Source organism: Aliikangiella maris, assembly GCF_040719265.1.
GTDB classification, from domain to species: Bacteria; Pseudomonadota; Gammaproteobacteria; order Enterobacterales; family Kangiellaceae; genus Aliikangiella; species Aliikangiella maris.
On sequence record NZ_JBFDAH010000002.1, the window covers coordinates 171,758 to 197,419 of the forward strand.

The 25,662-nt window shown below is 39.6% G+C and carries 20 protein-coding genes and 1 other RNA gene; 20 read left to right on the top strand and 1 reads right to left on the bottom strand.

Annotation, left to right across the window (positions count from 1 at the left end):
* Window positions 1-294 precede the first annotated feature (294 nt).
* The 18 genes from ABVT42_RS02770 (at window position 295) to lpxC (ending at window position 22,518) form a co-directional block, all read left to right on the top strand.
* Window positions 295-3,114 carry a choice-of-anchor B family protein gene (locus ABVT42_RS02770; RefSeq protein WP_353873579.1) on the top strand — a complete coding sequence of 940 codons (2,820 nt, stop codon included), beginning with the start codon at window positions 295-297 and terminating at the stop codon, window positions 3,112-3,114.
* A gap of 34 nt (window positions 3,115-3,148) precedes the next feature.
* An RNA gene (gene rnpB / locus ABVT42_RS02775) (RNase P RNA component class A) lies at window positions 3,149-3,508 on the top strand.
* A 707-nt stretch (window positions 3,509-4,215) separates the two neighbouring features.
* Window positions 4,216-4,671 carry a division/cell wall cluster transcriptional repressor MraZ gene (mraZ, locus tag ABVT42_RS02780; protein WP_353873580.1) on the top strand — a complete coding sequence of 152 codons (456 nt, stop codon included), beginning with the start codon at window positions 4,216-4,218 and terminating at the stop codon, window positions 4,669-4,671.
* Window positions 4,671-5,609, top strand: a complete 939-nt coding sequence (gene rsmH / locus ABVT42_RS02785) for a 16S rRNA (cytosine(1402)-N(4))-methyltransferase RsmH (RefSeq protein WP_353873581.1) — start codon at window positions 4,671-4,673, stop codon at window positions 5,607-5,609. Before mraZ ends, rsmH begins: the two co-directional genes overlap by 1 nt.
* 9 nt (window positions 5,610-5,618) lie before the next feature.
* Window positions 5,619-5,960: a cell division protein FtsL gene (gene ftsL, locus ABVT42_RS02790; RefSeq protein WP_353873582.1), complete on the top strand. Its 342-nt coding sequence runs from the start codon at window positions 5,619-5,621 to the stop codon at window positions 5,958-5,960.
* Entirely contained in the window at window positions 5,957-7,696 is a 1,740-nt protein-coding gene (locus ABVT42_RS02795) for a peptidoglycan D,D-transpeptidase FtsI family protein (RefSeq protein WP_353873583.1), read from the top strand. The genes ftsL and ABVT42_RS02795 overlap by 4 nt, the downstream gene beginning before the upstream one ends.
* Window positions 7,689-9,200, top strand: a complete 1,512-nt coding sequence (locus ABVT42_RS02800) for a UDP-N-acetylmuramoyl-L-alanyl-D-glutamate--2,6-diaminopimelate ligase (protein ID WP_353873584.1) — start codon at window positions 7,689-7,691, stop codon at window positions 9,198-9,200. The genes ABVT42_RS02795 and ABVT42_RS02800 overlap by 8 nt, the downstream gene beginning before the upstream one ends.
* Window positions 9,197-10,579, top strand: coding sequence for a UDP-N-acetylmuramoyl-tripeptide--D-alanyl-D-alanine ligase (locus ABVT42_RS02805; protein WP_353873585.1), 1,383 nt, complete (start codon window positions 9,197-9,199; stop codon window positions 10,577-10,579). The genes ABVT42_RS02800 and ABVT42_RS02805 overlap by 4 nt, the downstream gene beginning before the upstream one ends.
* Window positions 10,580-10,581: 2 nt before the next feature.
* On the top strand, window positions 10,582-11,664 hold the full coding sequence (mraY, locus tag ABVT42_RS02810) for a phospho-N-acetylmuramoyl-pentapeptide-transferase (protein ID WP_353873586.1): 1,083 nt from the start codon (window positions 10,582-10,584) through the stop codon (window positions 11,662-11,664).
* 46 nt (window positions 11,665-11,710) lie between these two features.
* Window positions 11,711-13,156 carry a UDP-N-acetylmuramoyl-L-alanine--D-glutamate ligase gene (gene murD, locus ABVT42_RS02815; RefSeq protein ID WP_353873587.1) on the top strand — a complete coding sequence of 482 codons (1,446 nt, stop codon included), beginning with the start codon at window positions 11,711-11,713 and terminating at the stop codon, window positions 13,154-13,156.
* On the top strand, window positions 13,156-14,328 hold the full coding sequence (ftsW, locus tag ABVT42_RS02820; RefSeq protein ID WP_353873588.1) for a putative lipid II flippase FtsW: 1,173 nt from the start codon (window positions 13,156-13,158) through the stop codon (window positions 14,326-14,328). The genes murD and ftsW overlap by 1 nt, the downstream gene beginning before the upstream one ends.
* Window positions 14,315-15,421: an undecaprenyldiphospho-muramoylpentapeptide beta-N-acetylglucosaminyltransferase gene (gene murG, locus ABVT42_RS02825; RefSeq protein ID WP_353873589.1), complete on the top strand. Its 1,107-nt coding sequence runs from the start codon at window positions 14,315-14,317 to the stop codon at window positions 15,419-15,421. Before ftsW ends, murG begins: the two co-directional genes overlap by 14 nt.
* Window positions 15,418-16,890, top strand: coding sequence for a UDP-N-acetylmuramate--L-alanine ligase (murC, locus tag ABVT42_RS02830; RefSeq protein ID WP_353873590.1), 1,473 nt, complete (start codon window positions 15,418-15,420; stop codon window positions 16,888-16,890). Before murG ends, murC begins: the two co-directional genes overlap by 4 nt.
* A gap of 41 nt (window positions 16,891-16,931) precedes the next feature.
* Window positions 16,932-17,897, top strand: coding sequence for a D-alanine--D-alanine ligase (locus ABVT42_RS02835; RefSeq protein ID WP_353873591.1), 966 nt, complete (start codon window positions 16,932-16,934; stop codon window positions 17,895-17,897).
* A 5-nt stretch (window positions 17,898-17,902) separates the two neighbouring features.
* A complete protein-coding gene (locus ABVT42_RS02840; RefSeq protein WP_353873592.1) occupies window positions 17,903-18,697 on the top strand; it encodes a cell division protein FtsQ/DivIB in 795 nt (264 codons plus the stop codon).
* A gap of 33 nt (window positions 18,698-18,730) precedes the next feature.
* A complete protein-coding gene (gene ftsA / locus ABVT42_RS02845) occupies window positions 18,731-19,963 on the top strand; it encodes a cell division protein FtsA (protein ID WP_353873593.1) in 1,233 nt (410 codons plus the stop codon).
* 71 nt (window positions 19,964-20,034) lie between these two features.
* On the top strand, window positions 20,035-21,171 hold the full coding sequence (ftsZ, locus tag ABVT42_RS02850; RefSeq protein ID WP_353873712.1) for a cell division protein FtsZ: 1,137 nt from the start codon (window positions 20,035-20,037) through the stop codon (window positions 21,169-21,171).
* Between the two features lie 432 nt (window positions 21,172-21,603).
* Complete coding sequence (gene lpxC / locus ABVT42_RS02855) at window positions 21,604-22,518, top strand: UDP-3-O-acyl-N-acetylglucosamine deacetylase (RefSeq protein WP_353873594.1); 915 nt, start codon at window positions 21,604-21,606, stop codon at window positions 22,516-22,518.
* 147 nt (window positions 22,519-22,665) lie between these two features.
* Here the strand turns inward: lpxC and ABVT42_RS02860 are convergent, their stop codons facing one another.
* The gene (locus ABVT42_RS02860; RefSeq protein WP_353873595.1) at window positions 22,666-22,971 is read right to left on the bottom strand and encodes a DciA family protein; all 306 of its coding nucleotides are present in this window, start codon (window positions 22,969-22,971) and stop codon (window positions 22,666-22,668) included.
* Window positions 22,972-23,147: 176 nt separating this feature from the next.
* On the opposite strand from ABVT42_RS02860, the gene ABVT42_RS02865 reads away from it, so the two are divergent.
* Both ABVT42_RS02865 and ABVT42_RS02870 read left to right on the top strand, forming a co-directional pair.
* Window positions 23,148-24,083 carry a M23 family metallopeptidase gene (locus ABVT42_RS02865; protein ID WP_353873596.1) on the top strand — a complete coding sequence of 312 codons (936 nt, stop codon included), beginning with the start codon at window positions 23,148-23,150 and terminating at the stop codon, window positions 24,081-24,083.
* A 391-nt stretch (window positions 24,084-24,474) separates the two neighbouring features.
* Complete coding sequence (locus ABVT42_RS02870) at window positions 24,475-25,656, top strand: 2-isopropylmalate synthase (protein ID WP_353873597.1); 1,182 nt, start codon at window positions 24,475-24,477, stop codon at window positions 25,654-25,656.
* Window positions 25,657-25,662 lie beyond the last annotated feature (6 nt).

Genomic DNA, 25,662 nt, shown 5'->3' on the forward strand with positions numbered 1-25,662 from the left:
GGAAAGTGTGAGCGTATGTATCTGAAAAATCGCGTGAAAATTACCATGATATTGTAATAAATAAATTAATTTTCCAGTTATATTTAGGGCGAACTAAATAGAGTTATAACGTTTTATTGTCATATCGTTAATCAATCTTTTTATTTAAATGTGCAGTTTTATTAACGATAAATTGACACGATAATTCAATATGGCTGTTATTGGAATAATTTGCCTTATAACCCGAAAATTGCTTACTATAAGCAGTCTATCCAAGTTATTTAACTGATATGTCATCATATCAGGAGCACGCCAATGCAACAATTAAAAAAGTTATCTGCCATTTGCGCTACTAAGCCCCACATATTTTTGTTAACTGGCATTACTGCCTTGTCTGTAGTGCTTGGGATATTTATCAGTTCACCGGTCAATGCCCACTCTGAGCCTGCCAAATCGCGTTTTGTTGCTAACCAAGGCCGTGATCAAGGTGAATGCGATAACCCGTTGCGACCTTGTAAAACGATTGCATATGCCGTTCAACAGGCCAATAAGGGCGATAAGGTTTTAGTGGCATCAGGAGAGTATCGGGTTCAAAGTAGCGAAGAGCTATTTTATCTAAAAAGTGAAATCGTACCGATTTTGGCTGGGTTTAACCGCTTTGATCATTTTCAAAGTCAAAGCCCCGATACTAATGCAACATTTTTACTTGGCGCCCCTAGTGAGTTGGCTGTCGAGTTACGTCAAAAGGGATTTCAGGTTATCAGCGACGGAAAAAGTCAAATAGCCGGTCAGCAGCTAAAACAAAAGCTGCAAGCTTATCATATGCTCAATACTCAGCAGGTTCAGGTTGACTGTAGTAATGGTCAAGCAAATGGGTTTGCTTGCCAAAATCTAGATTTAATCGCACATATTCCACTTGCCCAGTTTAGCAGTAATCCGGCGGCAGGTAATGATATCTGGGGGCATGTTGATCTTAACACCGGGCGAGAGTACGCTTTGATGGGAGTGGATACCGGAGTAACTGTTTTTGATATTACTCAACCAGACAAAGTGGTTGATGTTGGCTCTATTGCCGGGCGAAGAACTCAGTGGCGGGATATCAAAGTCTATCAATATTTCGATACACAGCTTAATAGTTGGCAAGCATATGCTTATGTGACTTCTGATAACTCTAACGACGGTGTACAAATTATTAATTTGAATCAGTTGCCAGAAAAGGTCAGTCTTGTTTTTAGTAATCATACTGTCGATGCAGCACATAACGTCTATATCAGTAATGTCGACTACGGTCTTAATATTAAACTAGATAACGCTGAGCCCTGGTTACAAATTGTTGGCGGCAGCAAAAATGGTGGACGTTTTAACAGTGGTGCATTTCAGTCATTTTCACTGAATAATCCCGAGTCTATCCAACTTAGTGCAAATCAATCAGGCTTTGGTGGATACACTCATGATGGTACATCAGTACTGATTGATGATGCGCGCAATACCAATGAGTGCAAAAATCAAATACAGAGTTGTACGGTATTTGTAGACTTCAATGAAAAAGAAATTATTTTGTGGAATGTTTCTAGCCCGGATAAAACACAAAAACTAGCGCAGATGGAGTATTCTGATGTCCCTAAGACTGCTCAATATGTCCATTCAGGTTGGGTAAGTGATAACAAACGCTATATTTTTGCTCACGATGAATTTGATGAAAGCAAAGGTAATTTAAACTCAACTATTCGAGTGTTTCAAATTGACTCACTCACCAATCCCGTTCAAGTCGGTCAATGGGCCGGGCCAACAAAAGCGATCGATCATAATGGTTTTGTTAAAGGCAATCGCTATTATTTTTCAAATTATGAGCGGGGACTAACAGTACTGGATATTTCTGAGCCTGCGAATCCTATTGAAGTAGGATTCTTTGATACTTTTCCACCTTCCAATAATGCTTCATTTAATGGCGCCTGGGGCGTTTATCCTTTTTTACCTTCAGGTGTAATATTGGTCAGTGACATTAATAGCGGACTGTATGTGTTGAGGGACAAAACACATCAACAAGTACAAGGTAATGTACGTTTTGAGCAAGCTGAAGTTGCCGTGCAGCAAGGTGAAAAGGCCGTTGTAGGGATTATTCGTGAAAATAATTCTACAGCAAGTACCAGCGCCAGTGTTGCTTATGAGATCATATCGGGGAGCGCCCAACAGCATGAAGATTTTACGCCACAAAAAGGGAGAGTCAGTTGGCAGGGAAATGCGTCAGGCCAACAGACTATCGAAATTGCGACGTTACCAGAGTTAAGCGCGCTTGAATATCTTGAGCAATTTTACGTGCGTTTATATGATCCTGATTCTGGGATGTCTGTAACCAGCCCTAGTTATTTGACTGTGAATTTAAGTGGTACAAAAAGTAATGGCGTGGTTGACTTTGCGGTTGCCGAATTATCGGTTGCAGAAAATATGGGTAACGCTGCTGTTGAGGTTGAACGAGTTGGTGGGAGCGCGGGCGAAGCGAGTGTTGTGTATACATTGATTGCTGATACGGCAACAGAAACGCAAGATTTTGTCGCTGCAAACGGTATTCTTAGCTGGCAAGACGGGGAAATGGGCCGCAAATCTATTACCGTTGAGCTGGTCAATGACACTGAAAGTGAAGCGCTTGAGCAATTTCGTATCGAGCTTTCTGAAAACAGTGGTGCCGGATTAGGCAATCGTACATCAATGGTTGTGCAAATTCTTGATGATGAATCAAACACCGCACCCGAGGTTAGCCTGGGGGAGGATTTTGAAGTGAATACGCGCCAAATGATTAATTTGAGCGCCTCGGTGAATGATAACGAAGATCATCAAGTCACTTATTTATGGCGACAGATTGCTGGTGAAAGTGTTCTACAAGAATCTTCGCAAGAAAACATCTCATTTATAGCCCCACAAGCAGCAGGTCAAATTGAAATACAACTCGAAGTTACCGATATGCTGGGAGCAACTACTAGTGATTCGGTGATCATTACAGTTGTTGCTGGTGTTAACGAACCCGATGATACACCTGCCCAAAATAAAAGTGGCGGTGGTGGGATTGGTCGCTTTATAGTTATCCTATTGTTGCTGATCGGACTTCGCAATAAAATTTTTGTAACCCGAATAAACTAAGTGTCACCGCATCATTTAATTGGTAGAATGCGCTTGGGTTGACTGGGCAATCGCTGTCAGTTTTTAATTGATGGAGGAAAGTCCGGACTTCGCAGAGCAGAGTGCCAGGTAACGCCTGGGGGGCGAAAGCCTACGGAAAGTGCCGCAGAAAATATACCGCCTGCTTATGCAGGTAAGGGTGAAAAGGTGTCGGTAAGAGCGCACCGCGCTGGTGGTAACATCAGTGGCAGGGTAAACCCCACTCGAAGCAAGGCCAAATAGGGTTCCTGTAGAATTTTATTCTCAAGGTGTGGCTCGCACTGGAACCGGGTAGGCCGCATGAGCATAGTGGTGACGCTGTGCCTAGATGAATGATTGTCTTAAACAGAATCCGGCTTATAGGTCGACCCAATTTATTTCTACGATAACTGACTGTGTTTGGGTGACAACAACTCGGTTTGCAATTTACTGACGAGGTATAGTTAATAAACTGTCGTGTATTCGCGTCACTTTCGGTTATTACTACATAGCTAATCCAAATATCCAATTATCCAATTATCCAAATATTCAGGTATCAAATCTCATATTTCAAGGTATTTGGATTATATTTTGTTCTAATAATCCCAGCAAAAAATTAATAAAATCACCAAAGGCGCGAAAAATTCTGGTATTGTCATAATCGTTTAAAAATTAGCGTCTAGGATTAAAATAATCACATGTTTTGAGACTATGGATAAATTGAGAAGCGTTATTCATGATCGTTTTACTTAACAATTTAACTTGTCATAAAAACCAGCCGAAACACCCGCACCAAAAATAACATCGCTAATTTTATACCTTGTACAGTTATTCATCATAAATATGAACCAACTTAAAGTAATACTTTAAGTTTGATATATAAGTCGATGAATTGTTTTCTTATTCGAATTCTGACTAAAATTTAAATCTTTTAAAATACGCTAAGTCTTTGTGAAATAAGCAATATTTCTCATATTTTATAGGGTTTTTCCTTGACAAAAGTGGCTCATCGTACCTATAGTGCACAAATGTGGAGAAAAGTGTAACTATGTGCAATTATGTGGTTCATCTGATCAATGAACCTTCGCTTGCAGGGCAAATTAAGTGTTTCGTGGAGCCAATTCAATAAATTTAGACTCAAAAGGTCGTATTGCGATACCTTCAAAGTATCGCGACGGCATCGTTGAGTCTTGTGAATCTCACATGATAATCACTTGCGATCCCTACGATAGCTGCCTGTTGATATTCCCGTTGGCCCACTGGGAAGCAACAGAAGCCGATTTACAGTCTCTCTCCAATTCAAAACCACTCCACAGACGTTTAAAACGAATTATGCTGGCACACGCAACAGAAGTCGATATGGATTCTAATGGTCGTCTACTGATTCCGGGTGTTCTGCGAGAAAGAGCCAATTTAACCAAAGAAGTCATGTTAATTGGCCAAGGAAAAACATTCCAGTTATGGGATGAAACTGCTTGGAATCGATTGACAGAAGAAGACTTAGCAGAACTGTCAAGTGATGAACTGGATTCAGACCAACTACCAGACCTTTATTACTGATGATACTCGAACAAAATGAACATAGTACGGTCTTGTTGAATGAGGCTGTTGATGGTTTGAATATTCAGCCAGATGGTATCTATGTGGATGGTACTTTTGGGCGTGGTGGGCATAGTGGATTAATTTTGCAGCGACTAGGTCCTCATGGAAAACTCATTGCCATTGATCGAGATCCACAAGCGAAAGAAAGTGCGAAGCAGTTTGCTGACGATAGTCGGTTTGAATTTTTTAATCAGAATTTCGCCATGATTGAGTCGATTTTAGAACAACATGATGAAGTAAAAAAGGTAGATGGCATATTGCTGGATCTTGGTGTTTCTTCACCGCAATTGGATCAAGCAGAAAGAGGATTCAGTTTTCTGCGAGATGGCCCGCTGGATATGCGTATGAATCCTGACAAAGGACCTTCTGCCACACAGTGGTTGGCAGAAGCTGATGTTGATGAAATTCGTTGGGTTTTAAAAGAATACGGTGAAGAAAAGTTTGCAACACGTATTGCCAGAGCAATTGTTGAGCAGCGAGATCATCAAATGATTGATACGACATTTAAGTTAGTAAAAATAATTACCGAGGCGAGTCCGGTAAAAGATAAATTTAAACATCCGGCAACACGTAGTTTTCAGGCAATTCGAATTTTTATTAATGATGAGTTGAATGAATTGGAAAAAGTATTAGCACTTACACCAAAGTGTTTGCGCCAAGGTGGCAGAGCATCAATTATCAGCTTTCATTCACTTGAAGATCGCCTGGTTAAACGATTTTTTCGGCAACAGGCTAAAGGACAAAATATTCCAAAGCATTTGCCGGTAATGGATGCTGATATTAATCGAACATTTAAACTGGTGGGCAAAGCAATAAAAGCCAGCGACCAGGAAATACAAATAAACCCTCGTTCAAGGAGTGCTGTACTGAGAGTTGCAGAAAAAATAGTGAAATAGTTTGACAGAATGAAAAAGCAAAACCAGAAAAATAAGACGAATGATGAAACACCGTCTCTATTGAAAATGTTGTTAACAGATGTACTGATAGGACATTGGTTTATTAGTTTACTGGCGATTGCGTTTATTGCTTTTTCAATGGTTTTAGCAAGTACAAGCCATAAAACCCGGCGACTAACGGCAGAATGGCAGAAGTTGAGACAGGAGCATCAGGAACAACAAATACTCTGGGAATCACTGCGCTTGGAAATGACAACATTAACCGAAGCTGACAGAATTTCCAATTTGGCAAAGAAAGAATTAGGTATGGTTGAAGTGACGACGAAAAATGAAAAGGTAATATCGCTATGAAACAAGCGAGAAGACCTAACTCAATTCCCACAGGAACAGCACGCTATTATGTATTAATGGTGTTATTGTCCTGTGCGTTCATTGGTCTTTTCATTCGTGCCGCTTATTTACAGGTTGATAAAGCTGAAGATCTTATTGGTAAAGCAGATTCTCGTAGTGTACGAGATAAAGAAATCGTCACTCATCGAGGGCTGATTTATGATCGTAATGGTGTAGAACTGGCGGTGAGTGTGCCGGTGAAATCTGTTTGGATTGATGTCACCGAAATCATGAAAAAGTCACCCACGCTGGCCGAAGAAGATTGGAATCGATTAGCGGTAATTGCCAAGAAGACCCCTAAAGAATTTAAGCAATGGATTGTTGAACGAAAAGGGCGCCAGTTTGCCTGGGTTGCACGTCATTTAGATCCCAAAATGGCGAGTATAGTAAAAACGCTTCAATTACCTGGTGTTTATTTAAGAGATGAGTTTCGACGCTATTATCCGTCAGCAGAAATTACTGCACATTTAATTGGTTTTACTGATGTAGATGATAAAGGTCGAGAAGGTTTAGAGCGTGCCTATGATGATTTACTTCGCGGTAAATCAGGAAAAGAAAAAGTTCGCCTTGATTTGCAGCGCCGGGTAATTGAACAGCAGGAAGTCATTGCTCAAGCAGAAAAGGGTGAAAATTTATATTTAAGTATTGATAGTCGAATTCAAACTATTGCTTATAAAGCATTAAAGACCGCAGTACTAAAACACCGTGCGCGCTCGGGTGCATTAGTGATGATAGATGTTGATTCCGGGGAAGTACTTGCTTTGCTTAGCCAGCCATCATACAACCCTAACAGGTTTGATTCGAGGCATTCAAAGTTAACACGCAATTCTGCCTTTGTGGATAGCTTCGAGCCAGGTTCAACGGCTAAACCTCTGACGGTTGTCAGTGCACTTGAATCTGGGGTTGTTAATGTGCATTCAAAAATAAATACCTCACCTGGTCGAATTCGACTGAATGGTTATTGGGTAAAAGATGGCGGAAAAAATTATGGTGTACTTGATGTTGGTGGCGTGATTCAAAAATCAAGCAATGTAGGCGTGACCAAGTTAGCACGCATGATGAATGATGAAGAATTTTTAAGCACGTTTTATCAGGTTGGGTTTGGTGTAGATACTGCCAGTGGTTTTCCTGGTGAAAGTGCTGGACGAATGAACTTTAGAAATAACTGGAGTGATATTGAAAAGGCAAATGTGTCGTTTGGTTATGGTTTTATGGTAACACCTGTTCAATTAGCACAAGCTTATGCAGTGCTGGGGGCATATGGCGTAAAACGGCCTTTATCATTAATTAAACGTGATTTGATTCCGCAAGGAACACAGGTTATTTCAAAGCAAGTCAGCCGCCAGGTTGTCAACATGATGGAGACCGTTGTTGGTGAAGGTGGAACAGGTAAAAAGGCACAGGTTTATGGGTATCGAATTGCGGGCAAAACGGGAACTGCCAGAAAAGCAGAAGCTGGTTCTTATGGTGATCAATATGCCGTATTTTTTGCGGGTATAGCTCCGGTTTCTAACCCCAAAATTGCGATGGTTGTGTTTGTTAATGAACCTAATAGCGAAGAGTATTATGCGGGTGATGTTGCTGCACCAGTATTCGCGAAAGTGGCAGAAGAGTCACTGCGATTACTGAATGTTAAACCCGATCAGGTAGAAACTGTTGCGGTTAACCAGATTGCCAAGAGGCAAAATAATGGCTGAAATCACATTAAAGACAATTTTACATCAAGTGGTAGATGTTCGTGTTGTTAGCGAAATGCTTAATCAACCCGTTGGACCATTGGTGTTAGATAGTCGTCAAATCAAACCTGGAGACACTTTTGTTGCAATTGCCGGGTTTGAATTAGATGGTAGAAACTTTATTCAAAATGCATTTGCTAATGAAGCCGCTTTAGTTGTTGCAGAAGCTAAAGATAATGAACTGTTGGGTGATGCTATTTTAAATGATGAGCGAATTGTCTGGATAAAAGATCTACGTAAACAACTCAGTTTAATTGCCAGTAACTATTTCGATGAACCATCACGTTTTTTAAAAACTATTGGAGTAACGGGAACAAATGGCAAAACTAGTTGCAGTTACTTAATTGCTAAAACTCTGCAAAACCTACACTTTGAGTGTTTTTTACTCGGAACGCTTGGCGTAGGGCAAAGTTATAATTTAATTGAAAGCAATAATACAACTGTTGATGCAATTACGATCCAAAAAGTTTTGGCTGATGCGGTTAATTCGGGCGCTCAGTTTGCATCGATGGAAGTATCATCGCATGGGCTCGATCAAGATAGAGCGGCGGCTGTTATTTTTGATACTGCTGTATTTACCAATTTAACGCATGATCATCTTGATTATCATCAGACAATGGAAAACTATGGTGCAGCAAAAAGAAAATTATTTTTAAGTGCTGAACTAAAAAATGCAGTGTTAAATATGGATGATAGATTTGGACGCAAACTAGCCAAAGATGAAGCAATTTCTGCTATTAAATGGTTGGTGACTACTAAACTGCCGACCTCTGGTTCCAATTTAAATCGTTGGGTCTGGGCTGAAGAAGTTGCCTATTCAATTGATGGAATACGAGCAAAAGTTTATACCCCTTGGGGAAGTGGCGTGATGGAATCTCCACTAATTGGTCAGTTTAATTTATCTAATCTGTTATTGGTTATTGCTACCTTAGGCGGTGTATTAAAAGATTTAAATCCTATATTGCTAGCATTAAAAAATGTAAATTCTGCGCCAGGACGAATGGATAAGTTTGGTAATAATAATACGCCATTAGTTGTTGTTGACTATGCGCATACTCCAGATGCACTAGAGCAATCTTTGATTGCCTTGAGAGAGCACAGTGTCGGTTTAATTTGGTGTGTGTTTGGGTGTGGCGGGGATCGTGATAGTAGTAAAAGACCACTTATGGCAAGAGTAGCCGAGAAGCTGGCCAATCGGGTAATTGTCACGGCAGATAATCCACGTACCGAATCGCAAGAGAAAATTAGTCAGCAAATTATTGACGGATTTCGTAAACCAGAAAAAGTTGTTTTTATTAATGATCGTCAGCAAGCTATAGAAACTGCCGTTGCTAAAGCAAAGCCCGGTGATGCAGTATTAATTGCAGGTAAAGGACACGAAGACTACCAAATTATTGGTAAAGAAAAATTACATTTAAGTGATTTGGAAATTGTAAAACAAGCTATTGAGGCCTATCCAAGTTGATTAAAGCAAACTTATCAAACATTGCTGCTTTTCTAAATGCTGAACTTATCGGTAGCGATTTGGCTGTCGATAAAGTGTTTACTGATAGTCGCCAAAATTGTCCTGGAGGAGTTTTTGTGGCCTTAAAGGGGCCGAATTTTGATGCGCATCAATTTATTGAGCAAGCAATTGAACAAGGTGCGGTTGCGGTTATTGTTGAACATCCAGTGACAGAACCGGTGTCGCAAATTGTTGTGAAAGATTGTAAACAGGCATTAGGCGATTTAGCGCGTTTTAATCGGAATAACTTAAAAGCTCGATTTGCTGCGATTACAGGAAGTAGTGGTAAAACGACAGTGAAGGAAATGCTAGCGGCTATTTTACAAAATATTGGCGCAACTTATGCGACTAGAGGCAACCTGAATAATGACATTGGCGCGCCAATTACTTTATTGGAAATGAATCAACAACATCAATTTGGTGTAATTGAACTGGGAGCAAATCGGGCAGGAGAAATTGCCTATACAGCCTCGATTACTAAACCAGATGTTGCGGTTATCAATAATATTTCTCCGGCACATATAGAAGGATTTGGTGATCTCAATGGTGTTGCTCGGGCTAAAAGTGAAATCTATTCGGCACTAGGTTCAAGTGGTATTGCCATTGTTAATCAGGACGATCACTTTGCCAGTTTTTTGAAAAAAAACATAGACTGTAATTTACTGACCTTTGGCATACACCAAAACGCGGATGTGATGGCAGAAAATATCAGACTAAACTATGAGCTATGTCCGCAATTTGAATTAGTATTTGAAGGAAATCGTCAAACAGTACGCTTACCGCTGATTGGTGAACATAATGTTTACAATGCTCTGGCGGCAGCCGCTTGTGCGATTGGTTTGGGTATTCAATTACAAGATATTGCGACAGGATTGGCACAGACTCAAATGGTTCAAGGGCGGTTAAATGTTTTTCATAGCGATAATGAAGTGACCGTTATTGATGACAGCTACAATGCAAATCTTGAATCAATGAAAGCGGCAATTCGATTATTGGCAAATTATCCAGGACATAAAATTCTGGTGATAGGTGATATGGCGGAGCTAGGTGATTTGAAAGAGCAATGTCATGAAGAAATCGGGCTTGCTGCCAATGAGGCAAATATTAGTCAACTGTACTCAATAGGTGAATTAACTATGTTAACTCACAATGTGTTTAAAGGAGATAAATATCACTTTAATCATCAACAGGATCTCATACAACAATTAAAACAAGAGGCGAATCCCGGTGTGACTATTTTGGTGAAAGGTTCACGAAGTATGCAAATGGAAAAAGTTGTTTTAGCACTAAAGGAACAATTTGAGCTGCAAAGCTTCGCTTCCAATAAAGAGGGGCAATAACAATGTTACTTTGGTTGGCTGAATATTTAGAACAATTTCACTCCGGATTTAACCTTTTTGGTTATTTAACAATCCGCAGTATTTTGGGGGCATTAACTTCTTTATTGATTTGTTTACTACTTGGGCCTCTGATGATTCGAAAATTAGCGGTTAAACAGATTGGTCAAACTGTCAGAGATGATGGACCACAATCTCATTTAAGTAAGGCGGGCACACCGACGATGGGTGGTGCCCTGATATTGATTGGCATAACCATTTCAACTTTATTATGGTCGAATCTGGATAACCGCTATGTTTGGGTTGTGTTACTGACCACCTTGGGTTTTGGACTCGTTGGATGGGTTGATGATTATCGAAAACTGGTATTTAAAGATCCCAAAGGGTTAGCATCTCGTTGGAAATATTTTTGGCAATCTGTTGTAGGGTTAACCGCGGCTATTTATTTGTATTTGACAGTACAGGTTGATGCAGAAACTATTTTAATTATTCCATTTTTTAAAAATGTCGCGATTAACTTGGGCCTCTTTTACATTTTGTTGACTTACTTTGTCATCGTGGGAACCAGTAATGCGGTGAATTTGACTGACGGATTGGATGGATTAGCGATATTACCAACGGTATTAGTTGCTGGAGCATTGGGCATCATCGCTTATCTTGCAGGTAACATTAATTTTTCAAATTATTTGGCAATTCCTTATATTCCGAGTTCTGGTGAGCTGGTTATTTTTTGTGGGGCAATCTGTGGCGCCGGTTTAGGATTTTTATGGTTTAACACTTATCCTGCACAAGTCTTTATGGGGGATGTTGGTGCTCTTGGTTTAGGTGCTGCATTGGGTACCGTCGCTGTAATTGTTCGTCAGGAATTGGTTTTGTTCATTATGGGCGGTATTTTTGTTATGGAAACTATTTCGGTGATTTTACAGGTTGCTTCATTTAAATTGACTGGACGTCGAATTTTCAATATGGCTCCCTTGCATCATCATTATGAACTCAAAGGATGGCCAGAGCCACGTGTGATTGTGCGATTTTGGATTATTTCTGTGGTGCTGGTTTTAGTAGGATTGGCAACACTTAAAATTCGTTAGAACGATTAAGATAAACAATTATTAGAACTGAATTAGAAAGATTGAAATGATAAATAATGCGTATCAAAATTTAACCTGTGTATTTGGATTAGGCCAATCCGGGTTATCGGCTGCGCGTTATTTTCAGCGAATTGGCGAAGCTTTTTTCGTTGTTGATACTCGAGAAAGCCCCGCAGGTGCTAATTTAGTTAACACAATGAACCTATGTCAGGGAGTTATTTTAGGTGAAATTGCTGAACACTTATTAATGCAAGCCAAGCAAATTATTTTAAGTCCAGGCATTTCACCGAAGATACCTCTCATCGTTTCTGCTAAAAATGCTGGAGTTGAAGTCTTTGGTGATGTCGATATTTTTATGCGGCAGACTAAAGGCAAAGTTATTGCAATTACCGGCTCAAATGGCAAAAGCACAGTCACTGATTTAACATGCCGATTACTGCAAGCTGGTGGTTATCGTGCCGAGATAGGCGGAAATTTTGGTATTCCCGTATTGGATTATTTGCCAGAAGATAAAGCAGATATTTATGTTTTAGAACTATCAAGTTTTCAACTGGATACTACTCGTTATATTGCACCTGATGTTGCAGTAGTACTTAATGTAACGGAAGACCATATGGATCGATATAGCCAATTCGACGAATATCAACAATCCAAATTACGTGTATTACCAAACGCCAAGTATCGATTAGTTAATTTAGACGACAAAAATACCTGGCCGATAGATGTGAATATTGATAGTTCATTCAGTCTATATAATAAAGATGCAAAATATTATTTAGAAAAAGATGAGTTTCCAAAAAATGAATCAATAGCATATCAATCTGAAAGCCATGTAGTGAATCAGTTCTCGAATCTTAAATTGTGTCGCCAGGGACAGCAGTTAATTCATAGTGATGCGCTAGCAATTACGGGTAAACACAACTGGATGAATATTCTGGCATCTATTGCTTTAATTGATGGCTTGGGAATAGAAATTTCAGAGCCGATGTTAGCTGCGTTAAAACATTATCGTGGATTGGCTCATCGCTTTCAATGGGCAGCAAACGAATCACAAATTGACTGGATTAATGACTCGAAAGCTACCAATGTTGGTGCGACTCTGGCTGCAATTAATGCGGTTGAACAACAACTATATTCATCCGTTATTTTAATTGCTGGTGGGGATGCGAAAGGTGCTGATCTAAGTGAGCTGAAATCTGTCATCGAAGAAAAAATATCCGTCGTAATAGTATTGGGTAAAGATGCAGCGTTATTTGTTTCCTTGATTAAAAAGATACCGGTTATTCAAGTTGCCGACATGTTCGAAGCGGTCGCTCAGGCTAGAACATTGGTTGCACAAAAAAATAGCGAAATGAAGATAAACTTGAATCAAAGCACTGAAATGAAAAAAGCTTTGGTGCTATTATCTCCCGCTTGTGCCAGCTTGGACATGTTTAATAATTTTGAACATCGTGGTGAAATATTTTGCCAGGCGATTCGGGAGAGTGTGTGATGCATAAGGATATGATCTGGTATGACAAAACGCTCTTGATTACTGTATTGCTCTTGGTTGCAATAGGCATGATAAGTGTAACTTCAAGTTCCTTATATTATGCTGAAAACACAATGAATGGCAATGCTAACTATTTCGTTATTCGGCATTTGATCTATTTAGCGATATCTTTTTTGGGTGTTTGTATTGTGCTGACGCAACCTATCGAAAGATGGCAAAAATATGGACCCTACTTATTAATTTTAGGGTTAATTTTACTAGTGGCCGTTTTATTTATAGGAAAGACTGTAAATGGTAGTCAACGCTGGTTAGCTATTGGTCCGTTAACTTTTCAAGTTTCAGAAGCAATGAAGTTGATAGCAGTCGTTTATTTAGCGGGTTACCTCGTACGTCGTACAGATGAAATACAAACACAAATTAGAGGTTTTTTAAAACCTTTATTAGTACTTGCGTTAATAACCGGACTTTTGTTGTTGGAACCAGATTTTGGTGCGTCGGTTGTGATTTTAGCAACATCATTAGCCATGCTTTTTTTAGGTGGTGCAAAGTTGTGGCAATTTATTGGGCTATCAGGTGCGGTTGCCTCTATTCTGGGGTTAATTGCTATTAGTCAACCTTATCGACTTGAACGCCTGATGACTTTTTTAAATCCGTGGGCCGATCCATTTGGTAGTGGATACCAGTTGACTCAGTCATTGATTGCATTCGGACGTGGCAGTATTTGGGGACAAGGATTAGGTAATAGCTTGCAAAAGTTATCTTATTTACCTGAGGCGCATACCGATTTTATTTTTGCGGTTCTGGCCGAGGAAATGGGATTAGTTGGGGTGGTCTTGGTACTGTCATTGTTTTTTATTTTCTTTTATCGAAGTATGAAAATAGGACGAGAAGCCATTTCACTTGAACAACCTTATGCGGGTTACTTGGCATATGGGATAGGCTTTTGGTTAACTTTTCAGGCATTGATTAATATGGGGGTTACTAGTGGAGCATTGCCCACAAAAGGATTAACTTTGCCATTTATCAGTTATGGCGGAAACAGTTTAATTTTTTGTGGTGCAGCGGTTGCAATATTGCTCCGAATTGATTTTGAAAATCGATTATTAAAATCAGGGATGGTTGCCAAACCTCGAGTCAAAGTACAAGCGGAGGATAGTTATGCCACAGCATAAAAATCTTGCGCTGATTATGGCTGGCGGAACTGGAGGACATATTTTCCCTGGATTGGCCGTTGCAAGTGAATTGACTGCACGGGGCTGGCAAGTTGAATGGCTGGGTTCAGTTGGTGGGATGGAAGAAAAAATTATTAACCAGCAAGAGATACCTTTACATTTAATACAGGTTAAAGGGTTACGTGGAAAAGGTTTGATGGGATGGTTTAAAGCACCATTTAGTTTGACCAAGGCAATTTATCAGGCCGTCCAAGTGATTAAAAAGCAAAAGCCAAATATTATTATTGGTTTTGGTGGTTTTGCTGCGGGGCCTGGTGGAATTGCTGCATTTTTGGCCAGAGTACCATTAGTTATTCACGAACAAAATGCAATTGCCGGAATGACAAATCGAATTTTAGCGAAGTTTTCGCAACGTGTGTTTCAGGGATTTCCTGATGCATTTTTAGCAAAACATAAGGTTATAACCGTTGGCAATCCAGTGCGCAAAGAAATAAAAGCGATTCGAACAAATGGTGAGCTGACGCCAATACAAGATAAGCGATTAAAAATTTTAATCGTTGGCGGAAGTCGTGGGGCGTTAGCGCTTAATCGATGTGTACCAAAAATATTGGCCGAACTTATCAATCAAAAAGTAGTGATTGTTAAACATCAAGTTGGTGCAGAACGAGTGAATGAAACTTTACAGTTTTATCAACAAGCCAATATTCATGAGCCAGGTTACTTTGAATTATTTGAATTTATTGATGATATGGCAGCTGCTTTGTATTGGGCTGATTTAGTAATTTGCAGAGCAGGTGCTTCTACCGTTGCTGAAGTTGCAGTTGCTGGAAAATGTGCGATATTCATTCCGTTTCCTTATGCGGTTGATGATCATCAAACGGCAAATGCCAATTGGTTGGTGAATCATCAGGCGGCAATGTGCATTAGTGAAAGTGAATTGATGAATGATGAAAGTGTATATCGAATTACACAGTTAATTGAAAATCCCGAGAAAATACAACAAATGGCCAGTAAAGCTAAACAAATTGCTTATACCAGTGCAGCGGAGCAAATGGCTGATTATTGTGACAAATTAAAGGTTAAAGCAGCATGAATAATATTGAAAGACGAAATAACAACTCAGGCGTTATTGATATTCCTGAAATGCGTCGTATTCGATGTATTCATTTTGTTGGGATTGGTGGTGCTGGGATGTGTGGTATTGCCGAAGTTTTGCTTAATCAGGGATATTCAGTAACCGGTTCCGATCCGGTACAGACGCATGTTACAGAAAGACTTTTGCAATTGGGGGCTGAAATTTTTCACCAGCACACGGCTAATAATGTATTGGGGGCCGATGTGGTGGTTGCCAGTACGGCGATTCCACAAGATAACCCTGAACTTGAAGCCGCTCGTTCGCGCCGTATTCCAATTGTACCGCGTGCAGAAATGTTGGCAGAGTTAATGAGATTTCGACATGGCGTTGCGATTGCCGGAACTCACGGCAAAACCACCACAACCAGTTTATTAGCAACTATTTTTGGTGATGCTGGGTTGGATCCCACTTTTGTTATTGGTGGCTTGCTTAATCGATTAGGCGCTAATGCACGTTTAGGTAAAAGCCGTTATTTTATTGCTGAAGCTGATGAAAGTGATGCGTCATTTTTACATTTGCAACCCATGGTTTCGGTAGTTACCAATATTGATAAAGATCATATGGATACCTACTCCGGTGATTTTGAAAAAGTCAAACAGACTTTTATCGAGTTTATTCATAATTTGCCTTTTTATGGTTTAGCGGTTTTATGTGGCGATGATGAAGGAGTAAAAGAAATCATTCCTTCGCTAATGCGACCCTATGTCACTTATGGATTTTCAGATGGTGTTGATTATCAAGCGATTGAGTTTCGTCAGGAAGGACGAGTTAGTTTTTACAAAATTAAGCGTAAAGGTAAGCCTGGGCTGATAGAAATTAAATTGAATATGCCTGGCAAACATAATGTACTGAACTCATTAGCTGCATTTGCTGTTGCCAATGAAGATGGTGTGCGTGCGCCAGCGTTGGTTAAGTCGCTACAAAGTTTTGGTGGCATTGGAAGACGGTTTGAGTATTGTGGTGAATTTACTACTAATGCGGGTGCGATTCAGTTAGTTGATGATTACGGTCATCATCCTACCGAAGTGATGGCAACCATAAAAGCGGTGAGAAATGGATGGCCGGAAAAACGTTTGGTCATGGTGTTTCAACCACATCGATATACGCGAACACGAGATCTATTTGAAGACTTCGCTACCGTATTATCAAAAGTTGATGTCTTGCTGATGTTAGATGTTTATGCTGCTGGTGAAACACCAATTGCGGGTGCTGATAGTCGCTCATTGTGTCGCTCAATTAGACAACGTAGTCAAATAGATCCGATTTTTATTGAGAGTCAGGAAGATTTAAAAGAAGCATTGTCCAGAATGTTACAAGATGGTGACTTATTAGTGACTCAAGGAGCCGGCAATATTGGCAGTATTGCCAAACAATGGTCAATTGAACAGCTACAATTTGTAAATGATTACATAAAGTTGGAAAAATAATTTTTAGTTAATCGGTTAAATGATTTTAAGGAAATATAGGAATGACTGAACAAGTGCTAACAATGCGTCAACCAGAAGAATACGGCAAAGTTGCTGTTGTTTTTGGTGGTAGCTCGGCTGAGCGAGCAATATCATTGTTATCTGGAAGTGCGGTATTCGAGGCGTTGACTGACGCGGGAGTGGATTGCATTAAACTTGATCCTGCTGAGCAGTCCTTAGCATTATTAAAGTCAGAGTCGGTTGACCGAGTATTTTTGGCATTGCATGGACCAAATGGTGAAGATGGTGTGATTCAAGGTTATTTAAAAACGCTTGATATTCCTTTTACTGGTTCAAATGTTTCCAGTTCAGCAATCACCATGAATAAGTTGTACACCAAACAAATTTGGCAGCAATCCAATTTGCCTACGGCAGGTTATCGTGTTGTCAAAAGAAATCCGCCGTTTACAGAAAAAGAAGCTCGTATGTTGTTTGCTAAGCAGGGGCCTGTGTTATTTGTGAAACCGGCGAATGAAGGCTCTAGCGTGGGAATGTCTAAGGTGCGCACACCTGAAGAATTAGTTAGTGCCGTTTCATTAGCGCATCAATATGATGATATTGCGCTGGTAGAAAATTTTATATCAGGTAAAGAATATACCGTTGCTATTTTGGGTAATAGAGCATTACCGAGTATTTGTATGCAAACGCCAAGAGAATTTTACGATTATATTGCAAAGTACGAATCGACAACTACACAGTACTTTTGTCCTAGTGGTTTGAGTGAGGAGGATGAACTAAAAATTCGTCATTTAGCATTGAATGCGTTTGATGCTGTTGGCTGTTCGGGATGGGGTAGAGTTGATTTTATTCGAGAAGGCGACAAGGGGGATTTCTTCTTGTTAGAAATTAATACGATACCAGGAATGACAAAGTCATCACTTGTTCCTAAGGCTGCACAAGCCGCAGGTATGAATTTTCAACAACTGGTTTTGGCGATTTTAGACACCAGCTTTGAAATGGAAGAGTAAATTAAATGTCAAAAATGGCGGTTAGAAAAAAATCTAAATCACCTCAACGGTTTTCTTTTAAACCGGTTGCGGTTGACTGGCCAAAAATTAAACTGGTTGGCGCTATAACCGGAATACTTGCTATTGTGGGAATTATCGGTCAAATGATTAAAGCCAGCTATCATTTGTGGCCAATAGAAAAAGTGATTATTCAAGGCGATTTTACTTATATGCAACAGAGTAATCTTGTTGCATTGGTTAATGAGTTACCTGAAAAAGGCATGCTCTTTGTTGATTTGAATTATTTACAAGCGCAGGCACAACAAATTGATTGGATTAAACGAGTTGAAGTACAAAAAATTTGGCCTGAAACATTAGTTTTTCATGTTGAAGAGCATATGCCTGTTGCGCGATTTAATCAGCGCGTTTTGACACAACATGGTGAAATAATAAATATTGCTAAAGGTGATTTTCGATTTGAGCATTTTCCGCAAGTGGCGATAGCCAGTGAAGTTGATAAACAAAATTATTACCCAATGATTTGGCGAGAGTTTAAAACCTATAAAAAACAATTTGAGTTAATTGAGCTTGAGCTTTTGGGTGTGACAATTGATCAAGCAAGTAATTGGCATATGCAATTTGTTGAAGGTATAAATTTAAACTTGGGGCGCAAAGATCGAAAAGCCAGAGTGACGCGCTTAGTCAATGTTTACTCGGCGATTGTTGATAAAGAAAAAATTAAATCGATTGATTTAAGATACCATAACGGTTTAGCCGTTGAGTGGTTTGAAAATCAATCCAAAGAGAATATAAAAGGTTAATTCTTTTACGAAAGAAAAGTGAGCCAATACATTATGTCAAAAACCTTAGAAAAAAAATTGATTGTCGGATTAGACATTGGCACATCTAAAGTTGTAGCAATAGTCGGTGAGATTGGTGCTGAAGGTCGTACCGATATTATTGGTATTGGTAGCCATCCATCGACAGGATTGAAAAAAGGAGTTGTGGTAAATATTGAGTCTACAGTGCAGTCGATTCAGCGCGCAGTTGAAGAAGCAGAATTAATGGCAGGTTGTCAAATTCATTCGGTTTTTGCAGGAATTGCTGGAAGTCATATTCGCAGTCTGAACTCTCACGGCATTGTGGCTATTCGGGATAGTGAAGTGAATGCTGGTGATGTTGAGCGAGTAATTGATGCCGCCAAAGCGGTTGCGATTCCGGCTGACCAGCGCATCTTACACATTTTGCCACAAGAATTTATCATTGATAATCAAGAAGGAATTCGTGAACCAGTAGGAATGTCTGGGGTGAGACTTGAAGCAAAGGTTCATATGGTGACTGGCGCGGTGAGTGCTGCGCAAAATATAGTGAAATGTATTCGTCGTTGTGGCTTGGAAGTTGATGACATTATTTTAGAGCAATTAGCATCATCATATTCAGTGTTAACTGATGATGAAAAAGAACTTGGTGTGTGTATTGTTGATATTGGCGGTGGTACAACGGATATCGCTATTTTTACTGAAGGTGCTATTCGTCATACAGCGGTAATTCCCATTGCCGGTGATCAGGTAACCAACGATATTGCCGTTGCATTGAGAACGCCAACCCAACACGCAGAAGATATTAAAATTAAGTATGCCTGTGCATTACGGCAGTTAACTTCTTTGGAAGATACCATTGAAGTGCCCGGTGTAGGAGAGCGAAATGCGCGCAAAATGTCGCGTCAAACTTTGGCTGAAGTTGTTGAGCCTCGTTATGAAGAATTGTTTTCTTTAGTACAGGCAGAACTTCGTCGCAGTGGTTTTGAAGAAATTATTCCAGCAGGCATTGTATTGACTGGTGGCTCATCAAAAATGGAAGGTTTAATTGAGTTAGCCGAAGAAGTTTTTCACATGCCTGTCAGACTGGGACTACCGCAAGGAGTACATGGTCTGGTTGATGTGGTACGCAATCCCATTCATGCTACCGGCGTCGGATTGTTGTTATACGGACAACAACAAAATATTCAACGCAATAGTTTTGATGAACGCTCATCAGGTTTGAATGGTTTAATGAAACGAATGAAACAGTGGTTTAGCGGATTTTAACTAGACCGGAAAGATTTGAAGATGTTGATTGTTAATGGTTAACAAAACGAAGGGGAAAAAATATGACTAATATGTTTGAGTTGGTTGATAACTGTCGTGAAAATGCGGTTATTAAAGTGATTGGTGTGGGCGGCGGCGGCGGTAATGCTGTCGAACATATGTTAAAAGCTAACGTTGATGGTGTTGAGTTTATTTGTGCTAACACTGATGCGCAGGCTTTAAATCGTTCAACGGCTCGTACGACGATTCAATTGGGCAGTTCGATTACTAAAGGACTTGGGGCTGGCGCGAATCCCGATGTTGGGCGTCAGGCTGCTATTGAAGATCGTGAGCGTATTGCCGAAATTATGGCTGATACAGATATGGTCTTTATTACTGCTGGTATGGGCGGCGGTACAGGAACTGGCGCAGCGCCGGTAATTGCTGAAATTGCGAAAGAGCTTGGCGTGTTAACCGTTGCTGTTGTCACCAAACCATTTTTCTTTGAAATGAAAAAGCGGATGCAGGTTGCTGAAAGTGGTATAGAAGAGCTACGTCAACATGTTGATTCGTTGATAATTGTACCTAATGATAAAGTATTAAATGTCATGAAAGGCAAAAAGCTTACTGAGGCTTTCAAAGCTGCAAACGATGTATTGCATGGTGCCGTACAAGGAATTGCAGAATTAATGACTTGTCCGGGTTTAATTAATGTGGATTTTGCTGATGTTAGAACAGTGATGTCAGAAAAAGGTACTTCGATGATGGGGAATGGTATCGGTACCGGAGAAGATCGTGCGCGAAGAGCGGCTGAGCTTGCGGTTTCGAGTCCATTACTTGAAGATGTTGATTTAGCTGGAGCGAAGGGAATTCTGGTTAATATTACATCTGGCGAAGATATGAGCATTGATGAGTTCTCTGATGTGGGTAGTGTTATCCAGGAATTTGCTGCTGATGATGCAACTGTGGTTATTGGTACTGCCATTGATCCTGAACTAAATGACGAAATCCGAGTCACTGTAGTAGCTACGGGTATTGGTACACAGGTTGCTAAACAAGCGCCACAGGTTAAAGTTGACAATACACGTAAGGCAGATGGAAGTAATAATTATCCAGAATTGGACAGACCAACAATATTGCGCCAACAGGCGGCGCAACCTAAACAAGCTGTCGGCAGTGATATGGACTACCTGGATATACCCGCATTTTTAAGAAAGCAGGCTGACTGATTCTTAAGCTTAATGAAAATTATTATTGCTTTGAATCTGATTAGTTAATATTGTTTGCCGCATTACTAGAAGTTTTGATTATCGGTTTCAATCAGACCACCAATTAAGAGGTTCCCCTTCAGCCTCTGATTGGTGGGATAAACATTTTATTAATTTTTTGACTGAATAATTGTTCACTTATCAGCCAAAAGTGACAGGAAGATGAAGAATAGATACCAAAATTCGTAAATTTTTACGATTAAGGTCAACTTTTAGGCTAATTTTCGTATTACGTGGTATTACTTTATGCTAATATGCGGCAACTTTTAAATATACTCATCCGATGAGTTTAAAAAGTATATAGCTGAAATTAATGATTTTTTCATTAAATGTGATTGGTCATTAAAAATAATGGCTTGTAACGTCGATAACTAATTGGAGAACAATTCAATTATGATTAAACAGCGAACGTTAAAAACTGCGATCAGAGCGACAGGTGTAGGCTTACACACTGGCGATAAAGTTTATTTAACATTACGTCCAGCGCCTGTTGATTCTGGCATTATTTTTCGTCGAGTTGATTTGGATCCTGTGGTTGAAATTTGTGCAGCACCAGAAAATGTTGGTGATACCACTTTATCCACATGTTTAGTCAAGGATGGAGTAAGAATTTCAACAGTAGAACATTTGTTGGCTGCGATGGCCGGATTAGGTATCGACAATGCCTATATCGATGTTTCTGCGCCAGAAGTGCCTATTATGGACGGCAGTGCCGGACCATTTGTCTTTTTAATTCAATCTGCCGGTGTCGAAGAGCAAAACAAAGCCAAAAAATTTATTCGAATTAAAAAGCGGGTTGAAGTGGTCGAAGGCGATAAAAAAGCCATTTTTGAGCCATTTGACGGCTTTAAAGTGTCATTTGGAATTGATTTTGACCACCCTGTTTTTTCGACCAGTTCTCAGTATTCCGAAATTGATTTCTCCGCAACTTCATTTGTTAAAGAGGTTAGTCGAGCAAGAACATTTGGTTTTATGAATGATATTGAATACTTGCGTTCTAAAAACCTGGTGCAAGGTGGTAGCATGGATAACGCAATTGTTTTAGATGAGTACCGTGTGTTAAATGAAGATGGTCTTCGCTACGATGATGAATTTGTTAAACACAAAATTTTGGATGCTATAGGCGATTTATATTTACTGGGTAACAGCTTAGTTGGTGCATTTATCGGTATAAAGTCTGGTCATGCGTTAAATAATAAGCTACTTCGTACCTTGGTTGCTGACAGTGAAGCTTGGGAAGTTGTCACTTTTGAAGATGCAGATGCCGCCCCCATTTCGTATATTATGAAACCTGGCTTAGCTGTATAATCAAGTTAATCTATTGACTTTAAAAGAAAAAAGCTGGATGTTCCGGCTTTTTTCTTTTGTTAAGTTTATATTTTCTACATTGGCTTATTGTTAAGTAATTGAAAAATATTAACAATTCAATATTTAAATCTCATAATCGCTAAAGAACTATTTAGGTTGGACGATAACCTCAATATTAGCCAAGCCGAAATAACCATTTTTTCGAAAATATTCTAATAAATCAGTAACTTGAAAACGTAGTTTGTTGGCCCATGCGGGACTGGAAGCGGCAATAACCAATGTGTTTTGGCGAATATTGACAACACGGCAATGCTTTTTAAGAGTTGCATTAAGTTTATGTTCTAAGGTATTGTTCAGCGTCTTAATTTTTGCCAGTTTGTCTAAAAGTGGTTTAATTTCTCCGCTAGGCGTTGAAATCAACTTATCAACTTGATGGGTAGGTTTACGATTCATATATTGAGTATTTAGGTAATAATAGACCGATGTTGGTTATATCTTCGAGATATAAATATTTGAGAATTTGGAGAAATTCGATTATTAATATGAATTGTAAGGACAATTAACGTGAGATTGCAATCTTTTGCTTCTCGAAAAACTTACAATTTAAGTCATCAATTAAAGAGTTTGCCATGAGTATTACGATACTACAGCGATCGCAGCGTGGAATGCGAAGCATTAAGTTACGAAATCGCTATTTGTATACTATTTTTAGCTTTATTTTTGTTCTGCCACTAGTCGCCGGAGTGAGTGGTTACTTTTATGCAATTAAGCGTTCTGAAATGGCAAAAGTTGAACAGGTTACCATTGATAATTGGAAATTAGAACTGGAAAACCAATGGCGTGAGTTGGAAATGGCTAAGCAGTCATCACAGCAGCAATTAAACGCTCTCACCGCAAAAATGGGTATGATGCAAGCGCACATCAGGCGGCTTGATGCTGCTGGAGAGCGGATTGTCAGTATTTCTGGTCTTGATGCGAAAGAATTTAACTTCAGTGATGCTCCTGCAATGGGAGGACCCGAAAAAGCTTCTGGTGGCGAAACACAAGATATTCCACAGCTTTTAGCTTCTTTAAATGAAATCGATCAACAGCTTGACTCTCGAGAGCAGCAGTTAAGTGTTTTAGAGTCGTTGTTACTAGATAAGCATATGGGCGTTGAGCGCTATATTTCTGGGAGACCTATCAAAAAAGGATGGATGTCTTCTTTTTATGGTGAGCGAAGTGATCCGTTTACGGGTAAACCAGCTTGGCACAGCGGTATTGATTTTGCCGGAAAAGAAAATGATGATATTTATGCTACTGCGGCAGGTGTTGTTTCTTGGGTGGGGGACCGTTATGGCTATGGGCTGTTGGTTGAAATCAATCATGGTGATGGTCTTATTACTCGATACGCACATAATAAAAAAACACTAGTTAAAAAAGGTGATGTAGTCACCAAAGGGCAGATTATTTCTAAAATGGGAAATTCTGGTCGCTCAACGGGGGCTCATGTTCATTACGAAGTGTTAAAAAATGGGAAGAGTGTCAATCCTTTACCATATGTTAATCGCCGAGCGAAAAGCTAGAGCCTACTAATCCGTTACGTCTTTTTTAGCCAATTTAATTATATAATTTGGTTATTTAAGATTGACTCTAAGGGAAACTTGTATTATTTTTGCACTTATGAACGCAAATACTGTAAACACAAATTCTGGTTTAAACCTCCTCCTCATCTAGGACGGGGTGATTTTCTATGTTTTCAAAACCCCGTAGCTTAAAAACTACGGGGTTTTTTTATGAATAAATAAATTGGTTTAATAATTGATGAACAACTACCTGAACAATGCGCTCCTCCTCTCTCTCTTACTCTTAATCAAGAGGCGGCGGGCTATTGTTTGTTAAAAGGTTTAAAAAACCGAAAAACTAAGAAACCCGCCAATCAAGCGGGTTTTTTTTTGTTTATAAAAAGGTAAATTGATGATGAAGCGAGATCCAAATCAAATTTTAATTTTTGATACAACTTTACGGGATGGTGAGCAATCGCCTGGTGCAAGCATGACGATTGATGAAAAAGTAAAGATGGCTCATCAATTAAATCGTCTGGGCGTGAATATCATTGAAGCGGGATTTCCAGTGATATCGCAAGGAGACTTTGATGCGGTTTCCAGGATTGCTGAAGCTGTCAAAGGACCAACAATTTGTGCTTTGGCAAGGTGTGTTGAAAAAGATATCATGGCCGCAGTTGAAGCTTTAAAATCGGCTGAAAATAAACGGATCCATGTGTTTATTGCAACAAGTCCAATTCATATGAAACACAAATTAAGAATGGAGCCACAAGACGTCATTGAGCGGGCAGTTGAATCAATTAAGTTAGCCAAAAAATATTTTGATGATATTGAATTTTCGGCAGAAGATGCCACGCGCAGTGAGTCTGACTTTTTGGTTAAAATTTTCTCAGCAGTTATTGAGGCAGGTGCAACAACAATTAATGTACCCGATACCGTTGGTTATACCATGCCCGACGAATATGCTCGATTAATTGACAAATTGAATCGCGAAGTGAAAGGAATTGACGATGTTGTTATTAGTGTACATTGTCATAACGATTTAGGTGTTGCTACAGCAAATAGTCTGGCGGCGATTCAAAAAGGAGCGCGTCAGGTGGAGTGCACTATCAATGGTATTGGTGAGCGTTCGGGAAATGCTGCTTTGGAAGAAGTGGTGATGAGCTTGAGAACACGTAAAGATTTATATGACCAATTTACGACGATTGAAACAACTCAATTACTGAATTCAAGTAAAATGGTCGCTGAAATTACTGGTATCAATGTGCAGTACAATAAAGCTATCGTTGGGAAAAATGCTTTTGCTCACGAAGCTGGAATCCATCAGCATGGCGTCATTGCTCATCGCGAAACTTATGAAATTATGCGTCCCGAAGATATCGGATTTACCGGGAACGACATGGTAATCGGCAAACATAGTGGACGGCATGCAATCAAGCAGTGGTTAGATAACAATAAAATCAACTTAACCGAAGAGCAAATTTCTGATTTATCTTCTCAAGTAAAAGCATTTTCTGATACAAGAAAACATATTTCTGATGCTGATATTTTTAAAATATTGGAACAAACCAATATGCATTATGCAAAAGTTTAACATTAA

Coding starts and splice junctions, on each gene's coding strand:
- murD (WP_353873587.1), top strand. CDS start 11,711: ATGATAAATAATGCGTATCAAAATTTAACCTGTGTATTTGGATTAGGC.
- ABVT42_RS02835 (WP_353873591.1), top strand. CDS start 16,932: ATGACTGAACAAGTGCTAACAATGCGTCAACCAGAAGAATACGGCAAA.
- murG (WP_353873589.1), top strand. CDS start 14,315: ATGCCACAGCATAAAAATCTTGCGCTGATTATGGCTGGCGGAACTGGA.
- ftsZ (WP_353873712.1), top strand. CDS start 20,035: ATGTTTGAGTTGGTTGATAACTGTCGTGAAAATGCGGTTATTAAAGTG.
- rsmH (WP_353873581.1), top strand. CDS start 4,671: ATGATACTCGAACAAAATGAACATAGTACGGTCTTGTTGAATGAGGCT.
- ABVT42_RS02860 (WP_353873595.1), bottom strand. CDS start 22,971: ATGAATCGTAAACCTACCCATCAAGTTGATAAGTTGATTTCAACGCCT.
- ABVT42_RS02865 (WP_353873596.1), top strand. CDS start 23,148: ATGAGTATTACGATACTACAGCGATCGCAGCGTGGAATGCGAAGCATT.
- ftsL (WP_353873582.1), top strand. CDS start 5,619: ATGAAAAAGCAAAACCAGAAAAATAAGACGAATGATGAAACACCGTCT.
- mraY (WP_353873586.1), top strand. CDS start 10,582: ATGTTACTTTGGTTGGCTGAATATTTAGAACAATTTCACTCCGGATTT.
- ftsW (WP_353873588.1), top strand. CDS start 13,156: ATGCATAAGGATATGATCTGGTATGACAAAACGCTCTTGATTACTGTA.
- ABVT42_RS02770 (WP_353873579.1), top strand. CDS start 295: ATGCAACAATTAAAAAAGTTATCTGCCATTTGCGCTACTAAGCCCCAC.
- murC (WP_353873590.1), top strand. CDS start 15,418: ATGAATAATATTGAAAGACGAAATAACAACTCAGGCGTTATTGATATT.
- lpxC (WP_353873594.1), top strand. CDS start 21,604: ATGATTAAACAGCGAACGTTAAAAACTGCGATCAGAGCGACAGGTGTA.
- ABVT42_RS02870 (WP_353873597.1), top strand. CDS start 24,475: ATGATGAAGCGAGATCCAAATCAAATTTTAATTTTTGATACAACTTTA.
- ABVT42_RS02800 (WP_353873584.1), top strand. CDS start 7,689: ATGGCTGAAATCACATTAAAGACAATTTTACATCAAGTGGTAGATGTT.
- ABVT42_RS02795 (WP_353873583.1), top strand. CDS start 5,957: ATGAAACAAGCGAGAAGACCTAACTCAATTCCCACAGGAACAGCACGC.
- ABVT42_RS02840 (WP_353873592.1), top strand. CDS start 17,903: ATGTCAAAAATGGCGGTTAGAAAAAAATCTAAATCACCTCAACGGTTT.
- ftsA (WP_353873593.1), top strand. CDS start 18,731: ATGTCAAAAACCTTAGAAAAAAAATTGATTGTCGGATTAGACATTGGC.